The sequence below is a fragment of the Azospirillum brasilense genome (genome assembly GCF_001315015.1).
GTDB classification, from domain to species: domain Bacteria; phylum Pseudomonadota; class Alphaproteobacteria; order Azospirillales; family Azospirillaceae; genus Azospirillum; species Azospirillum brasilense.
Genome location: NZ_CP012914.1, coordinates 417,812 through 435,978, shown reverse-complemented (window position 1 = coordinate 435,978; position 18,167 = coordinate 417,812). Strand labels below are relative to the sequence as shown.

Genomic DNA, 18,167 nt, shown 5'->3' with positions numbered 1-18,167 from the left:
ACCGTTCAGCGGTCGCCGCGCTCGGTCTCGACCATCGCCTGTGCAACGGCATAGACCCCGGCGATCGCCCCGGCGGTGAACAGGGCCGCCCCCACCGCGCGGGTCAGGGAACGGGCCGGCGCCGGGGCCGGGGGCATGCGTTTCCACACGGCCCAAGCCTCTTCCGGACGGTCGGGATCGGCGATGCGCAGAGCGGCGAAGGCCTGCTCGGTCAGGCCGGGGTCGGTGTCGGGCAGCGGCGCCAGACGGCGCCCGGACGTTTTGTTCAGCCGGTCGATGGCGGCCACCAGACGGCCCGTGGCGCGGACGGCGGCGGTCATTTCCGACGGGTCCACCCCCATATGCTCGGCCAGCAGGCGGTTGCGCACCGCGCCGATGGCGTTGGCGGTGCTGCGGTCGCCGGGCTGGGCCTCCACCGCCAGATCGCATTCGGTGTCGTAGCCCATGGAGCGGTTGTTCAGATTGCTCGACCCGATGCGCAGCAGCCGGTCGTCCACCACCATGAGCTTGGAATGCACGACGATGCCGTTGCCGCCCTCGGTCAGCGGCGTCATGGCGCGCAGGCGCCCGTGGCGGTCGGCGGCGCGCAGCTCCTGAAGCACCACGCCGCGCGGCGTGTCCATGGCCATGCGGTCGAACCAGCTCGGGCTTTCCATGGGGACGACGACCACCACCTCCGGCCCGTCCGGCTCGCGCAGCCGCCGGGCCAACGCCTCGGCCACGCGGAAGGAGGCGAAATACTGGTTCTCCAGATAGATGCTGTGGCGCGCCTCGGCGATGGCGGCGAAGGTCAGCGCCTCGTTCTCGCGGACCGGACGGCCGACCAGACAGTCGGGAAGGGTGCGGGCGATGCCCACGGCCGCGTCGGTGATCAGCGGGTGCAGGCCCTCCGGCCAGGGATCGCCGCCCGAGAAGCCTTCCGGCGGCGGGGGCGGCAGAACCTGTCCGGTGGCGTGGCTCCAGCGTTCGCGCGCCATCACTCCCAGCGCGCGGGCGGCGGGGCCGTCCACCGCCATCATCACGTCGTGGCGCGGCGCGTGAAGCTCCCCGGTCGGCCAGCGGCGGCGCGGGTCGTTGTCCCGATGCTCCGGTGTGTCCCAGCGGTCGCCGGCCAGATCGATGCCGCCGCAGAAGGCCAGCGCGTCGTCGACCACCACCAGCTTCTGGTGCTGCGCCGCCCCCACCGGCAGGGCGTCGTCCAACTCCAGCGTCAACCGCGGGCCGGTGCGCCGGTTCAGCCGCTCCAGCGGCCCGTGCGGGTGCTCCAGCGAAATCGGGAACGGCATGTCCCACTTCAGCGCGTGGATCTGCAGCGACGGGTGGCGGCGGATCAGGCGGGCGAGGAAATCGCCCAGCGTTTCCGGGTCGTGGGGGTCGAGGCGCATCCGTGGATCGATGTCCCAGCCGAGCAGGATCACCGACCGCCGCGCCCGCAGCAGGGCGGCGCGCACAGCCGCGAAGAAGGCGGCGCCGTCGACCAGCACGGCCACCCGGTCCGCGCGTTCGGTCCGCCAGCAGGTGGCGCCGGGGCGCAGGATGGGCCCTGCCCCGGCAAGGTCCGCCGCATCCCGATGATCGTTCATTCCTGCCTCGACGTGCCGTAGCGGTGCTTGCGTCAACTCATTTGGCGGCGGCCTGTTCCGCGGGGCGCCCGGCTGCTCCGGAATCGCCCGGCGTCCGCACCTGGATGGGAGCGGACGGAAAGTCCGGACGGTGGGCGGTTCGCCAAAAGATCGGGCCAAGAGATTGGATGACCGTTCGGTTTTGCCGCAACGATGTGCCGGGCCTCCTGTTGGGGATGGGCGAATGGGGGACGGGCGCGCCGCAGGGCGCCAGACCGAGTCACCGCCCGAACCCCCGCCAGGAGGGCGCCCGGCCAAAGGGCGCCGCCACCAGATGGAGAGATGAGGATGCGTACCCTTATGATCGCCGCCGCGTCGGCCCTCGCCCTGATGGCCGGCTCCGCCGTCGCCCAGTCGGGCGGCACCGCCGTGAGCCCGACCGTTCCCAGCACCACGACCTCGCCGTCCACCGGATTGAGCACCTCCGGCCCGGGCTCCACCCCGGGCAGCGTCACCACCCCGGGCACCGCCGGCTCGACCGGCACCATGAACAGCCCGGGGACCACCGTGCCCGGCTCGTCGGGCAGCACCATGGGCAACGGCACCACGGGCAGTGGCTCTTCGGGCGGCACCTGGCAGGGCCAGACCACGGCACCGTCGGGTATGGGCAGCGCCACCAGCAGCAACCCGGCCCGCGACAACCAGACCGCGACCGGCACCCATTGCCCGCCGGGCACCCCGAACTGCGGCCCGGACGGCAGCAAGTAACTGTCTTCAAGGCAAGTAACTGCCTTCAAGGATTGCAGCGAAGGGCGCGCCGGAACCTCCGGCGCGCCCTTTTCCGTTTCAGGCCACCGGCTCCGGCCTGACCGCCGCCGGTCCGCCGCTGTCCACGGCCGGAGGGGCCTCGGCGGGAAAACGCAGAACGAAGCAGGTGCCCCCATCCTCCCGGCTGTCCACCCGGATGCTGCCGCGCAGGCGGGTGGTCACGATGTTGTAGACGATGTGCAGGCCGAGCCCGCTCCCCCCCTCGCCGCGCCGCGTCGTGAAGAAGGGGTCGAAGACGCGCCCGAGATTCGCGGCGGGAATGCCGCAGCCGTCGTCGCAGAAGCGCAGTTCGACCTCCTGCGGGTTGGGGCGGGTCGCGGCGACGGTCAGCGTGCCGGCCCGCCCGTCCGGATAGGCGTGGACCACGGCGTTCATGGTCAGGTTGGTCAGGACCTGGAACAGCGCGCCGGGATAGCTGTCCACCCACAGCCCCGCCGGACAGTCCACCACCACCCGGTGGGGGGTTTGCTTCAGCCGCGGGCGCAGGCTGGTCAGCACATCGTCCAGATAGGCGGCCAGATCGACGCGGCGCCGCTCCTCGCTGGTCTGGTCCACCGCGGTCTGCTTGAAGCTCTGGATCAGCTCGGCGGCGCGGTTCAGATTGCTCTCGATCAGCCGGCAGGCCTCCCCGGCGGTGGTCAGATAGCCGGTGAAGTCGGCGCGGCGCAGCGTGTTGGCCTCGACCTCGCGAACCACCTTGCGGGTCTGGTCGGCCAGATGGGTGATGCCGGTCAGGGCGATGCCAACCGGCGTGTTCACCTCGTGCGCCACCCCCGCCACCATCCCGCCGAGCGAGGCCATCTTCTCCGCCTGGATCAGGTGGGCCTGGGTGTCGCGCAGATCGGCCAACGCGCCCTCGGCGCGCTGCTTGGCGGCCTCCGTCTCCTCCTCCGACCGCTTGCGCAGGGTGATGTCGTTGACGGCGATGAGGATGGCCGGCTCGTCCACGTCGTGAATCTCCACGGCGGAGATCATCGCCCAGAAGGACCGTCCTCCGGCGGTGCGCATCTCCATCTCCAGGTCGCTCGCCGCCCCCTGCTCGGCCACCAGACGGGACAGGCGGGCGACGTCGGACGGGTAAACGAAGAAGCGCGCGTTGCGCGTCAGCGCCAGCCGCGACCCCTCGGTCCCGAACAGCGCCTCGGCCTGCGGGTTGGCAAACAGGACGGAATCGTCCGACCGCCGCGCGATCACGATGGGAAAGGGCGAGGCCGCCAGGATCGCCCGCATCCGCCCCTCCCCCGCCTTCAGCGCCTCGGCGTAGGCGTGGGTCTCCACCAACGCCGTTCCGAACCGCTCCACGCTGGTGGAGATCGCCTGAAGCTCCGCGAACAGAGCGGGCGGCAGGCGGACGGCCCGGCGCTCCCGCTGCACCATGGCCAGCGCCTGCGAGGCGCGACGGATCGGGCGGACCACATGGACGCGCAGCAGCACGTAGAGCACCGTCTGCACCGCCGAGGCAATGCCCAGCCCGATCAGCACGATCCACAGCCCGCTGCGCGCCTGATCGGTCAAGGTGTCGGCGATGCGCCGCGTGTTGGTCGCGGCGGCGTCGGTCAGGCTGCCGCTGAGGTCGTTCAGCACGCCGTGAGCAATCTCCGTCTCCAGCCCCATCAACCCCGCCTCGGACAGGATGGTCCGGCGCAGGGTGAACAGCTCGCTCAGCCCGTCCAGGTCGCGCGCGGTGCGGGCCAGCGGTGCCCGCTCTCCCGGTTCCAGCGGGATCAGCGCGTTCACCACTTCGGCGGCGTGCTCGTGGAAGCGGGCGACCTCACCGGCGAGTTGCACCGTGTCCGTCGCGGCCAAGCCCGCGGCGAGCGCCTCCAGCGCGCGGTGGTAGGGCTCCTGCACCGCCAGGGGGGCGCCGGAGCGCAGCAGGCTGAGGAACGCCTCGTCCCCCTTGCGCTGCAGGGCGACGGCCTGGGCCGCCAGGACGTCGATGGCATCGGCCCGCTCCGCGGTGCGGCGCACCGCCTGGATGGCCATTTCGAGCCGCTCGAGAAGCGCTGGGGCCGCCGCGTCCGCCGCGAAGCGCTGCGACACGCCTTCCACCTCGGCCAGGGCACCGGCGCGCTCCTCCGGCGAGCGGGAGCGCAGGACGGCCTCGGCGAGCTGGCCCATGCGGGCGGCGAAGACGGCGTATTGATGCTGACGGGTGATCTGGGGAACGATGGCGCGGTCAGCCTCCTCCGCGAGGTCGAGCACCCGGACGAAGGCGCCGCCCACCCCGAGTGTCAGCCCGGCCATCAGAAACGCCGTGGCCAGCGCGGTGAGCATCGTCACCGTGTGCAGCCGAAGCCGCCGGCCCGCCTGTTTCTCCGTCACGCCCTTGCCCCTCCGCCGTTGCGGCGGCCCGATCGCCAATCCCCGACCGTTCGGCCCGATCGTTAGGATAACCGCTTCCGCACGCCAGGGAAATGGTGGCACAACGAACAGTTAAGAAGCCGTCACAGAGCTGCGACGTCCTCCAGGCTGGCGGTGCCGGCGGCGGTGGCGGCGAGGGTCCGGAACAGCGCCTGCTGGCGCGGGTCGGCCACCAGATATTCGGGATGCCACTGCACCCCGATCAGGAAGGGGTGATGGACCGCCTCGATCCCCTGGACGATCCCCACCGTCTCGCGCGCCACCACGCGCAGGCCATCGCCCAGCCGGTCCACCGCCTGATGGTGCAGCGCGTTCACCCGGCATTCGGCGATGCCCAGGATGCGGTAGAGATGGCTGCGCGGGTCGATGCGGATGCGCTTGCGCGGCAGCACGGTGCGCAGGCGCGGGGCCTCCTCGTAGACCTCGTGGATGTCGGTGAGAAGCGAGCCGCCGCGGTGCACGTTGATCATCTGCGACCCCCGGCAGATGCCCAGCACGGGAAGCCGCCGCGCCGCCGCGCCGTCCAGCGCGCACAGTTCCAGCCGGTCACGCTCCGGGTCGATGCGCATCTTCGGGCGGGCGGTCTCGCCGTAGAGGGCAGCGTCGATGTCGTCGCCGCCACCAACCACCAGCCCGTCCAGCCGCTCGATGGGGAAGGGGTCGCGCGCCGTGATGCGCACCGCCCGCGCCCCGGCACGGCGCAGCGCCAGACGGTTCGCCCACCAAGCGATGCGGCTGCCATGCACCGACGCGGTGACTCCGATCAGGGGGCGTCCCCTTGCGATGAAGGCGGCCATGTCGCCCCCGTCAGACGGCGATACGCCGGCCCGCCTCGGCGGCCCAGCCGTCCAGCGCCTTGCGCGCGGCGAAGGCGCGGAAGTCAGTGCCCAGCGCGTCGAGCCGGTCGCGGTCCGCCGCCAGTTCCTCCACCGCCACCCAGCGGTTCCAGTCCTGGGCCAGGCTCCAATCCGGATCGCCCAGCCGGGCGTTCGGCAGACGGTAGTGGAAGGTCGGGCGGGGCCGCACATGCGGATCGGCGAGCTTGGCCGCCATCGTCTCCGGGGCGAGATGGGCGAACAGCGGGAAGAGGTCCAGTTCGCGGTTGCGGGTCGGGTTGGCCTCCAGATAGTCGCCGATCAGCCCGTCGAGGTCCGGACGGTAGGCGGGATCGACGACCTTCACCGCGTAGTCCGTCGGGAAAGCGGCGATGAAGCCGGTCAGGCGCCGGGTCGGGTCCACGCGGATCTCGCGGCGCAGCCAGGGGGCCAGCAGCAGAAAGGCCTTCAGATGGTCCAGCACATACTCCCCGTCGGTGCGCGCCACCTGCGGGTTCAGATGCAGGCCAAAGGCGAACAACGGGCTGGCGTCCGTGCCGGCGGCTCCCTGGGCGCTCAATGCGGCGAACAGGGGTTCCAACTCGGCCAGCCGGGCGATGGGAATGGGCGGGGCGGCGATCTCGAACGGCATGACGAGGCTGCCGATGTTGCCCCACCAGGGCCGCAGAGCCTCCACCACGTCGTCCACCGCCTTGCTCACCACCTTTCCCAGCGGGCCGGCGTCGGCCTCCTCCGCCTTGCTGGGGTGCGCGGAGCGCATGTCCAGCTCCACCGCGAAATCGCCCAGCCGCGTGCCGGTCACCCGGCAGCGATGCGCGCTCTCCGGTTTCAGCACGCCGCCGTAAAGGCTGCGCACCACCGCCGCCGCGGAGGGGGCGTCAAGGTTGGCGAACTCGACCTCCACGCCGACCGTGCGCGGGGCGCCGTCCGTCGTGGTGGAATGAGGGGGCGTGCGGAATGCGGTGTTCATGGCGCCCGTTCAACACCGCGCCCGGCATGGCGGTTCCCCAGCCGCCGACCGTTCAGCCGGGGATGTCGCCCGCCGCCCGCGGCAGATAGAGCGTCACGGTGGTGCCGGCCCCGACCGTGCTGGTCACCGTGACCGTCCCGCCCGACTGCCGGGCGAAGCCGAAAACCTGGCTGAGCCCCAGCCCGGTTCCCTTGCCATCCGGCTTGGTGGTGAAGAAGGGTTCAAAGATTTGACGCAGATGCTCCGGCGGAATGCCGGTGCCGGTGTCGCGGACGGCCAGCGCCACGAAATCGCCTGACAGCCCGGTGTTGTCGCCCCGCCGACCCGGCAGGCCACGGTTTTCCGCCATGACGGTCAGCGTGCCACCGTCCGGCATGGCGTCGCGCGCGTTCACCGCCAGATTGAGCAGCGCCACCTCCATGGCGTCCGGATCGGCGATGATGGGCCAGAGGTCGTCCGGAACGATCAGGGCAGTGTCCACCGCACTGCCGGCGGAGCGTGCCAGCAGGGCCTCCAAAGACGCCTTGCGGTCCTGAAGGCGGAAGGGCACCGGCTCGTAGACGCTGCGGCGACCGAAGGCGGCCATCTGCCGCATCAGCGCTTGCCCGCGCACCACCGCACCCTCGATCTCGGGCAGCACGCGGGTGATGCGCTCCGGGTCTTTGGGACGGCTGCGGATGGCGGCGATGCCGCTCATCACCACGGTCAGCAAATTGGCGATGTCATGGGCGACGCCGCCGGTCATGCGGCCCAGAGCCTCCAGCCGCAGGCTTTCCTCCCGCGCCACCTCCTCGCGGCGGCGCAGCCGCCATTCGCGGGCGAGGAGCCACAGGAAGGCGCCGGCCATCATCAAGCTGGCCAGCGCCCCGGCCCCGGCCAGCCACAGCGCGTTGGAAACCGGCGCCCGATAGGCATCCCGCGGGATGGCGAAGTGAACCGACCACCCGTAATCGGGCAGCCCGCGGAAGGCGACCACCGTCGGCGTGCCCTCCAGGCTCATTCCGTCATAGACGCCGCTGCCGGCGGCGCGGCGGGCGCGGAGCGCGTTTTCGCTGGCGTGGCGCCCGATCATGTCCGGTTCACCGCCGGCCCGTGCCACCACACGTCCTTCGGCATCGATGACCGCGGCGATCCAGCCCGGTGGCAGACTGTTGCCGAACAGCAGGCTTTGGAAACCCTCCGGCATCACCACCGCCGATAGAACGGCGACCGGCGCGCCGTTGCGCGTCACCGGAACGCGGATGGGAAAGGCGTGGACGCCGCGCGGGCCGCGCAGGATCGTGCCGACCGCCGGCTTGCCCGTCTCCACCACGCGCCGGTGGCTGTCCATGTCCAGCACCTTGCCCCTGACGCCAGCAACCAGGAAAGGGGCATCGACCAGCCGGTTTCCTCCGACATCGCTGAGGACGATGGTTGTCCACAGCGGAAGCGCGCCCTGCACCCGCTCGGCATATTCGAAGAAGGCCACGGCATCGACCTCACCGCCCGCGGCCAAGCCGTCCAGCAGGGGCGATGCCGCCACCGCCTTCAACGCGTCCATCTGCGCGGAAAGTTCACGGTCCACCAGGGCGGACAACCGATCAACCAGTGCGACGGCATTGGCCTCCATCGCGCTCTGCTGCCCCCGCAGCCAAGCGCCGCCGAGAACCGCGGACAGAACCACCAACGGCAACAGCGCGGCCAGCACCAGAAGAATTAGCGGACGGTGATGGGACTTCGACGGCAAGCGGGTCTTCCGGATCGGCGGGGCGTACACTGTAGCACGACCGTGCTCCGCTGGAAGCGGGCGATCCGATTCAGCGGCGCCACGCATCCCGCATGGCCCATGGGTTGTGGCGGAGACCTCCATCCACCCAAGGTAGCGCTTCGCCAAAGGGTTGCGGAAGAGTATTTTCCGGACGCCGCGCAGAGCCGGACCGGACAGGACAGGGACATCCGCGCAAGGACATTCGCGACGGCATGCATCTGTTGAAGGACGCCGTCACATCCGGCGACCTCGGTTGGATCCAGAGCGCCCATGATTCGCGGTCCAAGGTGCAAAGCATGAGCGGCGCGCGTCAGTCGGGTGATCTGTCGGGCGCGCAGAAGGCTTTTTCATCTCTGGCCCCGCGTGGTTCGCAGGGCTTGGATACGCTGGCCTGATCCGCCACGACACACCGGGTGCCTTGTCCTGGAGGCGCCCGGTACCGACCTGCGTCTGTTCCTCCATCGAAAGGATTGGTGATTACCCCCTTCGGTGACAGGAATTCAAAAAATTTTAGGAGAAATGCAAAAGTAAACCTTCAACATCATCACCCAAACTACCTCTTTATTGCCTGCGGAAATCCAACGTGTTTCCGGTCTGAAAGAAAATAAATCCCACCCATTAACTGCGATTTAACCATGCAAAGGTTATTCGGAACACAGGCGAAACGATAGCGGACTTTTGGTTCCGGCTGCTTTCCCCCCCGATGGGAGCCTGTGACACGATGACCTTGCTGGCCCGCCTTTTCCTGCTGGTGCTTCTGGCCGTCCTGCCGGCCCTGGGCATCCAGGCCTACAGCGTGTTCCAGTTCCGTGCGGAACGCGCCGAGGAAGTCGCGACTCAGGCCGAGCGGCTGCTGCATCTGGTCGAAGGGGAGCAGGCGCGGATCGTCGACGGTGCGCGTCTGATGGTCACCTCCATCGCGGAATCGGCCGCCCTGCGTTCCGGCGACTATACCCAGTGCCAGGCCCATCTGATCCGGCTGGCCCAACGCGCTCCCGAATACCGCAACCTGACCGTCCTGGACCGCGACGGCGCCGTCCTGTGCAGCGCCACGCCCGACCGCGCCGCCACCGCCGGTGCCAACCGTCCTTATGTCCGCCGCGCGCTGGAGGAAGGCCGCTTCGTCGTCGGCGAATGGACGACCCCCGGCCCGGCGGCGGAGCCCGGTACCGCCATGCTGCCCTTCGCGGTTCCCTTCCGCGACGAGGCCGGCACGGTCGCCGGCGTGGTGACGCTCGGCCTCGACCTGCCCTGGCTGGCCACCAATTTCGCGGCGCGCCCGCTGCCCGAGAACGCCAGCCTGCTGGTCACCGACCGCAACGGAACCATCCTGGTCAAGCTGCCCAACGGCATCGCCCAGCGCGGGGAGCGCGTGCCGCAGCCCTATCTGGACCTGCTGGGCGAGTCGCGCGGCGGCGTCACCACCCTGCCGGGGATGGACGGGGTGGCGCGGGTGCTGGCCTATTCGCCGTCCCGCCAGGGCACGCGCGACCTGTTCATCAGCGTCGGACTCGACCACACGGCCGCGGCCGGCACCATCGACCGCGCCACCCGCCAGGGCCTGCTGATGACGCTGACCGGGCTGCTGGTCGCCATCCTGGCCGCTTGGGTCGGCGGCACCCTGTTCATCCGCCGCCCGGTCGAGGCGCTGATCCGCGCCACCCAGGGGTGGAGCGCCGGCAATTCCAGCGCGCGGGCCGGTCTGGTCGACCGCAAGTCGGAGATCGGCCAGCTCGGCCGCGCCTTCGACGCCATGGCCGAGACGCTGGAGGCCCGCGAGCGCGCGCTGCGCGGCTCGGAGGAGCACCTGCGCGCCGTTCTGGACGCCCTGCCGACCTTCGTCGGCGTGCTGAGCCCGGATGGCGACGTTCTGCAGGTCAACCAGACCGCCGTCCAGGCGGCCGGCCTGCCGGTCGAGCAGATCGTCGGCCACCCCTTCCACGAGGCCTGCCGGCGCGCCTTCGCCGGGGCCGCGGGCGACCGCCTGCGCACGGCGGTGGAGCGCGCCGCCCACGGCGACTCCGCGCGCTTCGACGCGCCGGTGCGCATCGCCGGGGACCGCGCGGCGATCATGGAAATGCGGGTCACCCCGATGCGCGGAGCCGACGGGCGGATCACCCACCTGATCGTCTCGGGCATCGACATCACCGAGCGCAAGTCCACCGAGGAAGCGCTGCGCGTCGCCAACGAGCGCTTCCGCACGGCGCTGCGCAACTCCGGCGTCGTGGTGTTCAATCAGGATTGCGCCCTGCGCTACACCTGGATGCACAACCCCGCCCCCGGCTTCACGGCGGAAGGCGTCGTCGGGAGGACGGATTTCGAGGTGTTCGAGGACGCCGCCGACGCCGAGGCCCTGACCGCCGTCAAGCGCCGCGCGCTGGAGTCCGGCGAGGGTGTGCGCGAGGAGGTCCGCATCCGCCACGCCGGACAGGACCATTTCTACGACATGACCATCGACCCGCTGCGCGGCCCGGACGGCGCGCTGGCCGGCATCACCTGCGCCGCCGTGGACGTGACCGGCCGCAAGCAGGCCGAGGCCGACCTGCGCCGCGCGCGGGAGGAGGCGGAGCAGGCCGCCGCCGGCAAGTCCAAGTTCCTGGCCGTCGCCAGCCACGACCTGCGCCAGCCCGTGCAGTCGCTCTATCTCTTCGCCGCCGCGCTGGGCGACCGCTTGCAGGGCCACCCCAGCCTGCCGCTGCTCGACAACATGCGCCAAGCGCTGGACACGCTGAAGGGCTTGCTCGACGGGCTGCTCGACATGTCGCGGCTGGAATCCGGCAAGATCGCCGCCAACCCGGCGGAGGTCCGGCTGGGTCAGGTCCTGGGCCGTCTGGTCGCCGAATACGCGCCGCGCGCCGCCCAGAAGGGGCTGGAACTGCGCGCCGTCCCGACGCGGGCCTGGGTGCGCACCGACCCGTCGCATCTGGAGCGCATCCTGCGCAACCTGATCGAGAACGCGCTGCGCTACACCCGCCAGGGCCGCATCCTGATCGGTTGCCGCCGCAGCGGCCCCGACCGGCTGCGCGTCGAGGTGTGGGACAGCGGCGTCGGCATCCCCGCCGACCGGCTGGAGGATATCTTCGAGGAATTCACCCAGATCCAGGGCAGCGGCGACCGCGGGCTGGGCCTCGGCCTCGCCATCGTCAAGCGCTTGTCGAAGCTGCTCGACCACCGCGTGCGCGTGCGCTCGAAGGAGGGGATCGGCTCCGTCTTCTCGGTGGAGATGCCGCGCGTCGTCGTGGAGAAGCCCCGCGCCGCCGTCCCGCCGCCCGCCATGGACCTCTTCCGGCAGGCCGCCAACGACTGCGCGACCAAGGGGATGGTGCTGGTCATCGACGACGAGGCGATCATCCTGCTCGGCCTGAAGGCGATGCTGGAAGGCTGGGGCTACAGCGTGCTGACCGCGCGGTCGGGCGACCAGGCGCTGGAACGGCTGCGCGCCGACGGGCGCCGCCCGCAGATCGTGCTGGCCGACTACCAGCTCCAGCAGGGGCGGACCGGGCCGGAGGCTCTGGCCGCGGTGCAGGGTCTGGTCGGCAAGGACGTGCCGGGCATCATCCTGACCGGCGACACCGCCCCGGAACGGCTGGACGAGGCCCGCCGCAAAGGCTTCAGCATCCTGCACAAGCCGGTCTTCCCCAACGACCTGCGCAAGATGATGGCCAACGCCGGAGCGGCGTAAACGGCGGACGAACGTGCGGCAGCGTCAGCGCCGCCGGACGATCCGTCGCCACAGCGGCACGGGGCGTTCCTCGGCGGCCTTCTCGGCCAGCCACTGGTCGGCCAGCTCGCGCACCTGCCAGCCGCCCAGGTAACGGTCGCAGTCGATGGCGCTGTACAGCCGCACCTTGTCCCGGCCGAGTCGTTCGAAATAGTCCAGCGTCCGCTGGCGGTCCATCGCGGTCATCGGCGGGTTCATCGGGTCCATGGAACGCATCCTGTCCGCCCTCCCCTCTGTGGTGCCCAAAAGAACGGCATACACCCGTCGCGGTTTGTTCAGTTGGTATATGGATTGGGCACGCAAGCATCCCAATAAGCCTTTGGTTGCAAGGGTTTCCATTCGCACCATCCGACGAAGGTCAGCTCTGCGGCCGAGCTGGTGCCCATCCCTTCCCACCCACCCCGCGCGCGTGCACAATGCGGCACACGGATGCGTGGGCGGCGGTCCGCCGCCGGGCGCGATCAAAAGGCACCTTCAGAACGGGGAGCGGGGGATCATGAGGAAGACGTCGTGGATGGCCGGAGCCCTGGCGGCGGCGGTCGCCGGGCTGTGCGCGGTTTCCGCCTCGGCGCAGACCAAGGTGACCGTGGCGATGAGCGGCTGGACCGGCTTCGCGCCGATCACGCTGGCCAAGGAAACGGGCATCTTCAAGAAGAACGGCATCGAGGTCGAGATCAAGAAGATGCCGACCTCCAACCGCCACCAGGCGATGGCGGCGGGTGAGGTGCAGGCGATCACCACCACGGTGGACACCCACCTGCTCTACGCCTCCTCCGGCGTGGACGTGACGCAGGTGCTGGTGCTCGACAGCTCGCACGGCGGCGACGGCATCGTCGTGCGCGACGCAATCAACGGCCTCGCCGATCTGAAGGGCAAGCAGGTGGCCGTGCAGTATGGCGGCGTGCCGCAGTTCTGGCTGGCCTACGTGCTGAAGAAGAACGGCATGTCGATCGGCGATTTGCAGACCGTCAACCTCCAGCCGCCCGACGCCGCCAACGCCTTCGTCGCCGGCCAGTTCGACGCCGCCGTGACCTATGAGCCGTACCTGTCCAAGGTGCGCGAGGCCAATGGCAAGATCATCGTCACGTCCGACCAGACGCCGGGCGTCATCATCGACACGCTGGCCTTCCAGCCCGACTACATCCAGAAGAACCCGAAGGTCGTGAAAGCCTTCGTCGACAGCTGGTTCGAGGCGCTGGACGCGATCAAGGCGGACGAGAAGAAGGCCTTCGAGATCATGGCCCGCGACATCAACCAGACGCCGGAGGAGTTCGCCACCTCCGTCAAAACCGTGCGCTGGTACGACAAGGCCGGCAACGTCGAGTATCTGACCAAGACCATGCCGACCTTCATCAAGGAGGTCCAGGACGTGATGCTGGAGGCCAAGCTGATCCGCAAGGCGCCGCCGAGCCTGGACAGCATGATCGATACGTCCTTCGTGAAGTAAGTCCTTGCCCCCTCCCCAGCCCGTTCCCCGCCTTCGGCAAGGGAGGGAGCTATCCCCTCCCCTGCGCAGCTCTCGCGCAAACCAAAGGTTTGCGCTGATGCGACAGGCGGACCGAAGGTCCGCCGAGAGCGGGGGAGGGTTAGGGTGGGGGCCCGTGTTTTCATAAGATTCCGACAACGGTCCACCAATCCCATGTCCCCCCTCTTCACTCCGCTGAAGCCGGTCGCTCCGGCGCTGCGCACGGTGCTGGGCATCGCCTGTTTCGTGCTGTTCTTCCTGGGCTGGGGCATCGCCACCTACGGCGGCTTCGTGAAGCCGCTGTTCCTGGCCTCGCCCGGCGACACGCTGACGGCGGGCATCGCGCTGTTCCGGGAGTTCGGCTTTGCCGAGGACATCGCCGTCACCGTCTGGCGCGTCTTTGCCGGCTTCGCCATGGCCGCCGCCCTGGCGGTGCCGCTGGGCATCCTGATGGGCGCCTTCAAGCCGGTGGAGGCCTTCTTCGAGGCCTTCGTGTCCTTCGCCCGCTACCTGCCGGCCTCGGCCTTCATCCCGCTGCTGATCCTGTGGGCGGGTGTGGGCGAGTTGCAGAAGGTCCTGGTCATCTTCATCGGCTCGGTCTTCCAGCTCGTCATCATGGTGACGGTCATCGTGTCGGGCATCCGCAGCGATCTGGTGGAGGCCGCCTACACGCTGGGCGCCAAGCGCGACGGCGTGGTGCTGCGCGTCCTGCTGCCCGCCGCCTCGCCGCAGATCTTCGAGGCGCTGCGCCTCGTGCTCGGCTGGGCCTGGACCTACGTGATCGTGGCGGAGTTGGTGGGCGCGTCGCGCGGCATCGGCCACATGATCATCGACGCCCAGCGCTTCCTGGACACCGGCCAGATGATCTTCGGCATCTTCGTGATCGGCGTGATCGGCCTGATCACCGACCTGCTGTTCCGGGCGCTCAACGCCCGTCTCTTCCCGTGGGCCAAAGGACGATAAGCGCCGGCCATGAGCAAGCTGTCCATCCGCAACGTCGAGAAGACCTTCCCCGGCCGCAACAGCACGGCGCCCACCCGCGCGCTGGTGCCGACGAGCCTGGAGGTCGCCGACAACGATTTCATCACCATCCTGGGGCCGTCGGGCTGCGGCAAGTCCACGCTGCTGCGCATCGTCGCCGGGCTGGAGACGCCGAGCGCCGGCGAGGTGCTGCTGGAGGGCGAGGCGGTGTCCGGCCCCGGCCCCGACCGCGGCATGGTGTTCCAGTCCTACACGTTGTTCCCCTGGCTGACCGTGCGTGACAACGTCTGCTTCGGCCTGCGCGAGCGCGGCCTGCCGCGGGCGGAGCAGTTGGCGATCGCCGACCGCTTCCTGGCCCAGGTCGGGTTGAAGGGCTTCGAGAACCACCACCCCGCCCAGCTGTCCGGCGGCATGCAGCAGCGCACGGCGCTGGCCCGCGCGCTGGCCAACGACCCGAAGATGCTGCTGCTCGACGAGCCGTTCGGCGCGCTGGACCACCAGACGCGCGAGCTGATGCAGGAGTTGCTGCTCGGCATCTGGGAGGCTGACCGCAAGACGGTGATGTTCGTCACCCACGACATCGACGAGGCCATTTTCATGGCCAGCCGCGTCGTGGTGATGTCGGCCCGCCCCGGCCGCATCAAGTGCGACATCCCCATCGAGTTGCCGCACCCCCGCTCCTACAAGGTCAAGACCACCCCGGAATTCGCCGCCTACAAGGAACGGCTGACCGAGGAGATCCGCGTCGAGACCATCAAGGCCGTGACGATGGAGCGCTGACCAGCGCTCCCCACCGGACCCGAGAACGCGAGGGAGCGGCGCCGGCGGGCGCCGCTCCTTTCTTTTTCCACCACCGGATCAGAGCTGGTGACCGGTGTTCACGACCAGATCGGACAGGACGACGCCGGCGCGCTCGGCGTCCGACGCGAGCGTGCGCGGGCAGTTCCAGTGCAGCCGCCCGTCAATTTCAAGCATCCGGCCATGGCGCTTCACCACCCACACGCCGGTGGTCGCCAAGCGGATGACACGGGCCAGCGGTTCCCCGCCAGCGCGAACCGGGGATGTGGATTGGCTTACGGCCGGAACCGCTGGATGGATCGCCGCATCCGAGCGCTCGAAGGCCGGCGCGCAGGGATGGGCGCTGACCGGCTGCAACGGGTGCCGTTCACGGCGGTCACTCGGACGGCTCGCCGGGAGAGCCGCAAGCGCCTGCGGTCGGGAAAGATGCAGCATGGTGGGCATCCTGGGACGTTTCCGATGAGCCTGCGTCCTCAATGTCGCGCAGGTCGTTAGGACACTGAACGTTCCACGCGCCCTGAATGAAGTAAAGAGGAAACACCCCCAAATCAGTGCAACCATTCGACGCGGGACAATGGTAAAAAAGGCAATAACCAGATTATTTTTATAGTTATCGACCGTTCACCAAGCACCGCTCCCCCTGGCTTTGCAGAGCGCTCACAAATTCCTATTTCGAGGGAGAGGGAGGAGTCAGGCCCACTTTCTTAGGGATGAAAAGGATGGCTTTCTGCCCCGGAATAGTCACACGCAAATGCGTGTTCATTCCGTAAGCATGCGACGCAAGCGCAGGCTTGGCCGCTGGCTTCCGAGGCTGGCGGCACCCAAAAATGCAGGGAAGAAAACGGGTAGGATCATGGTGAAGAAACTGGCAGTGATCGTGGTTGGCGGCCTTGTTCTGACGGGTTGCTCGAACCTCAGCCACCGCGAACAGCGCACGCTGTCAGGTGGCGCCATCGGCGCCGCGGGCGGTGCCGCGGTCGGCGCCCTGACGGGGGGCAGCGCCGTGATGGGCGGTGTGATCGGCGGCGCGGCCGGCGCCGCGGTGGGCGCCCTGACCTCCAACAACGGCAAGCACCGGTAAACACCGGTTTCACAACGGGAATTAGGCCGCCGGACCAGTGTCCGCGGCCACCCCGCACGCCTGCGCGCCCTCAATGTCAGGGCTTCAGCAGACGTCTGATTTTCAAGGAGATGTTGGAGCGGGTGAAGGGAATCGAACCCTCGTCGTAAGCTTGGGAATGGCGGAACAAGACCGGAACGGATGCCAGCGGACGTTGGCGGACTGTGGAATTTCAATGGCTTAGCAAACGCCTGTCTGCTATCATCCGGGCCCGACCGCCGACGCTTTTTCGTACCGATTCCGTACGAGGAGACCCGTTCATGGCCCGTTCCGCCGCCCCCGACACCCGCTCGAAGACCGCGCGCGCCAAGCTCGCCCCGCGCCGCGAGCCCTACTGGGCGCGCCTGGCCAAGGGCAGCTACCTCGGCTACCGGCGGCTGAAGGAAGGGGCCGGCAGCTGGCTGGTGCGCCACCGCGACGCGTTGGGCACGCAGCACTTCGACGCGCTCGGCCAAGCCGACGACGCGCTGGAGGCGGACGGCGCCGGCGTCCTCACCTTCGACCAGGCGAGCGCCCGGGCGCGGCGCTGGTGCGAGGCCAAGGCCGCCGCCGAGGCCGGCGTGCGGCGCGGCCCCTACACCGTGGCGCAGTGCCTGGAGGACTACCTCGACTACGTGAAGACACACCGCAAGTCGGTCAAGCATCTCGACACCTACGTCAAGGCTTACATCCTGCCGCGCCTCGGCGCGCTCGACACGGCGGCGCTGACCTCGGCGGTGATCCGCAAATGGCACCGTGCGATCGCCGAGGAGCCGCCGCGCCTGCGCACCGCCAAGGGCACGGCGCAGCGCTACCGCGCCGAGGACCCCAACCCCGAAGAAGCCCTGCGCAAGCGCCGGCTGCGCGCCAACCGGCACTTGGTGACGCTGCGCGCGGCCCTGAACCGCGCGTGGCGCGAGGGGCTGATCCCAAGCAACGACGCTTGGGCGCGCGTCCAGCAGTTCGGCGGCGTCGAGCGCCAGCGCTCGCGCTTCCTCGACCACGACGAGGCGCGCCGTCTGATGAACGCCTGCCCGCCCGACCTGCGCAATTTGGTGCAACTGGCGCTGCTCACCGGCGCCCGCTACGGCGAATTGTGCCGGCTCGAGGTGCGCGACTACCAGGCGGCGAGCGGCACGCTGTTCATCCGCGACAGCAAGTCCGGCAAGCCGCGGCACGTGGTGCTGAATGAGGAGGGCATGGCGGCCTGCCGCCAGCTGACACTCGGCCGTTGCATGGGCGAGCCGCTGCTCACGCGCGAGGACGGCGGGCGCTGGGACCGCGACCTGCACCAGCGCCCGTTCAAGGAGGCGGTGCGGCGCGCCGGCCTCGACCCGGCCTTCACCTTTCACGAGTTGCGCCACACCTGGGCGAGCCTGACGATCATGGCCGGGGCGCCGCTGATGGTAGTCGCGCAGAACCTCGGCCACCGCGACACGCGGATGGTCGAGCAGCACTACGGGCACTTGGCGCAGTCCTACGTGGCTGACATGGTCCGCCAGACCGCCCCATCGTTCGGCTTCGTTCAGGATAAGAATGTTTTGCCTCTATCTGCCGGGGGATGAACAAAAAAACTTTTTCAATTTCATCTTACTGAAGCGAGCGCCGCAGAGATAAAGTCGACAGATAGCAACAGATCCAAACCCATAGGGCTCGGCTTGCTGGGACGCAGCAGACGAGCGCCGTTGGGTCGCTGGCGTTGCTAGACCGCACACTGAAGCGTTTAAGCCAGTTCGCGTGGCCAGATGACCGGGGTATTGAGGCCGGATCACCATAAGCGTTGGGAGCATCAGGCG

15 protein-coding genes are annotated in these 18,167 nt (G+C 69.3%); 8 read left to right on the top strand and 7 right to left on the bottom strand.

All coding sequences use genetic code 11. From position 1 onward, the window contains the following. Positions 1-5: 5 nt before the first annotated feature. Entirely contained in the window at positions 6-1,583 is a 1,578-nt protein-coding gene (locus AMK58_RS01955) for a phospholipase D-like domain-containing protein (protein ID WP_035669437.1), read from the bottom strand. A gap of 327 nt (positions 1,584-1,910) precedes the next feature. On the opposite strand from AMK58_RS01955, the gene AMK58_RS01950 reads away from it, so the two are divergent. Then, a complete protein-coding gene (locus AMK58_RS01950; protein WP_137165167.1) occupies positions 1,911-2,330 on the top strand; it encodes a hypothetical protein in 420 nt (139 codons plus the stop codon). Positions 2,331-2,408: 78 nt separating this feature from the next. Here the strand turns inward: AMK58_RS01950 and AMK58_RS30220 are convergent, their stop codons facing one another. The 4 genes from AMK58_RS30220 to AMK58_RS01930 all read right to left on the bottom strand — a co-directional run bounded on the left by AMK58_RS30220 (position 2,409) and on the right by AMK58_RS01930 (position 8,286). Next, positions 2,409-4,715: a sensor histidine kinase gene (locus AMK58_RS30220; protein WP_051139984.1), complete on the bottom strand. Its 2,307-nt coding sequence runs from the start codon at positions 4,713-4,715 to the stop codon at positions 2,409-2,411. 122 nt (positions 4,716-4,837) lie between these two features. Then, a complete protein-coding gene (locus tag AMK58_RS01940; RefSeq protein WP_035669442.1) occupies positions 4,838-5,551 on the bottom strand; it encodes a gamma-glutamyl-gamma-aminobutyrate hydrolase family protein in 714 nt (237 codons plus the stop codon). A 10-nt stretch (positions 5,552-5,561) separates the two neighbouring features. Then, the gene (locus AMK58_RS01935; protein WP_035669444.1) at positions 5,562-6,560 is read right to left on the bottom strand and encodes an amidoligase family protein; all 999 of its coding nucleotides are present in this window, start codon (positions 6,558-6,560) and stop codon (positions 5,562-5,564) included. Between the two features lie 52 nt (positions 6,561-6,612). After that, positions 6,613-8,286 (bottom strand): sensor histidine kinase, encoded by a 1,674-nt coding sequence (locus AMK58_RS01930; protein WP_158283124.1) that lies wholly within the window; start codon positions 8,284-8,286, stop codon positions 6,613-6,615. 233 nt (positions 8,287-8,519) lie between these two features. Here AMK58_RS01930 and AMK58_RS01925 point away from each other — a divergent pair, with 233 nt between their 5' ends. Together AMK58_RS01925 and AMK58_RS01920 are read left to right on the top strand one after the other, a co-directional pair. Beyond that, a complete protein-coding gene (locus tag AMK58_RS01925) occupies positions 8,520-8,702 on the top strand; it encodes a hypothetical protein (protein WP_035669446.1) in 183 nt (60 codons plus the stop codon). A 326-nt stretch (positions 8,703-9,028) separates the two neighbouring features. After that, positions 9,029-11,989, top strand: a complete 2,961-nt coding sequence (locus tag AMK58_RS01920; RefSeq protein ID WP_059398543.1) for a PAS domain-containing protein — start codon at positions 9,029-9,031, stop codon at positions 11,987-11,989. A 24-nt stretch (positions 11,990-12,013) separates the two neighbouring features. Here AMK58_RS01920 and AMK58_RS01915 read toward each other — a convergent pair whose 3' ends face one another. After that, positions 12,014-12,235: a hypothetical protein gene (locus AMK58_RS01915; protein ID WP_035669461.1), complete on the bottom strand. Its 222-nt coding sequence runs from the start codon at positions 12,233-12,235 to the stop codon at positions 12,014-12,016. Positions 12,236-12,524: 289 nt separating this feature from the next. Here AMK58_RS01915 and AMK58_RS01910 point away from each other — a divergent pair, with 289 nt between their 5' ends. The 3 genes from AMK58_RS01910 (at position 12,525) to AMK58_RS01900 (ending at position 15,254) form a co-directional block, all read left to right on the top strand. Continuing rightward, positions 12,525-13,475, top strand: a complete 951-nt coding sequence (locus AMK58_RS01910; protein ID WP_035669463.1) for an ABC transporter substrate-binding protein — start codon at positions 12,525-12,527, stop codon at positions 13,473-13,475. Positions 13,476-13,667: 192 nt separating this feature from the next. Beyond that, complete coding sequence (locus tag AMK58_RS01905) at positions 13,668-14,456, top strand: ABC transporter permease (RefSeq protein ID WP_035669468.1); 789 nt, start codon at positions 13,668-13,670, stop codon at positions 14,454-14,456. Positions 14,457-14,465: 9 nt separating this feature from the next. Then, positions 14,466-15,254, top strand: a complete 789-nt coding sequence (locus tag AMK58_RS01900) for an ABC transporter ATP-binding protein (RefSeq protein ID WP_059398541.1) — start codon at positions 14,466-14,468, stop codon at positions 15,252-15,254. Between the two features lie 78 nt (positions 15,255-15,332). Here the strand turns inward: AMK58_RS01900 and AMK58_RS01895 are convergent, their stop codons facing one another. Further along, positions 15,333-15,707 (bottom strand): hypothetical protein, encoded by a 375-nt coding sequence (locus AMK58_RS01895; RefSeq protein WP_137165165.1) that lies wholly within the window; start codon positions 15,705-15,707, stop codon positions 15,333-15,335. Positions 15,708-16,125: 418 nt separating this feature from the next. Between AMK58_RS01895 and AMK58_RS01890 the strand changes: the two genes are divergently transcribed. Then, positions 16,126-16,353: a YMGG-like glycine zipper-containing protein gene (locus AMK58_RS01890; RefSeq protein ID WP_014238634.1), complete on the top strand. Its 228-nt coding sequence runs from the start codon at positions 16,126-16,128 to the stop codon at positions 16,351-16,353. 299 nt (positions 16,354-16,652) lie between these two features. Further along, positions 16,653-17,936, top strand: a complete 1,284-nt coding sequence (locus tag AMK58_RS01885; RefSeq protein ID WP_059398540.1) for a tyrosine-type recombinase/integrase — start codon at positions 16,653-16,655, stop codon at positions 17,934-17,936. Positions 17,937-18,167: the final 231 nt, after the last annotated feature.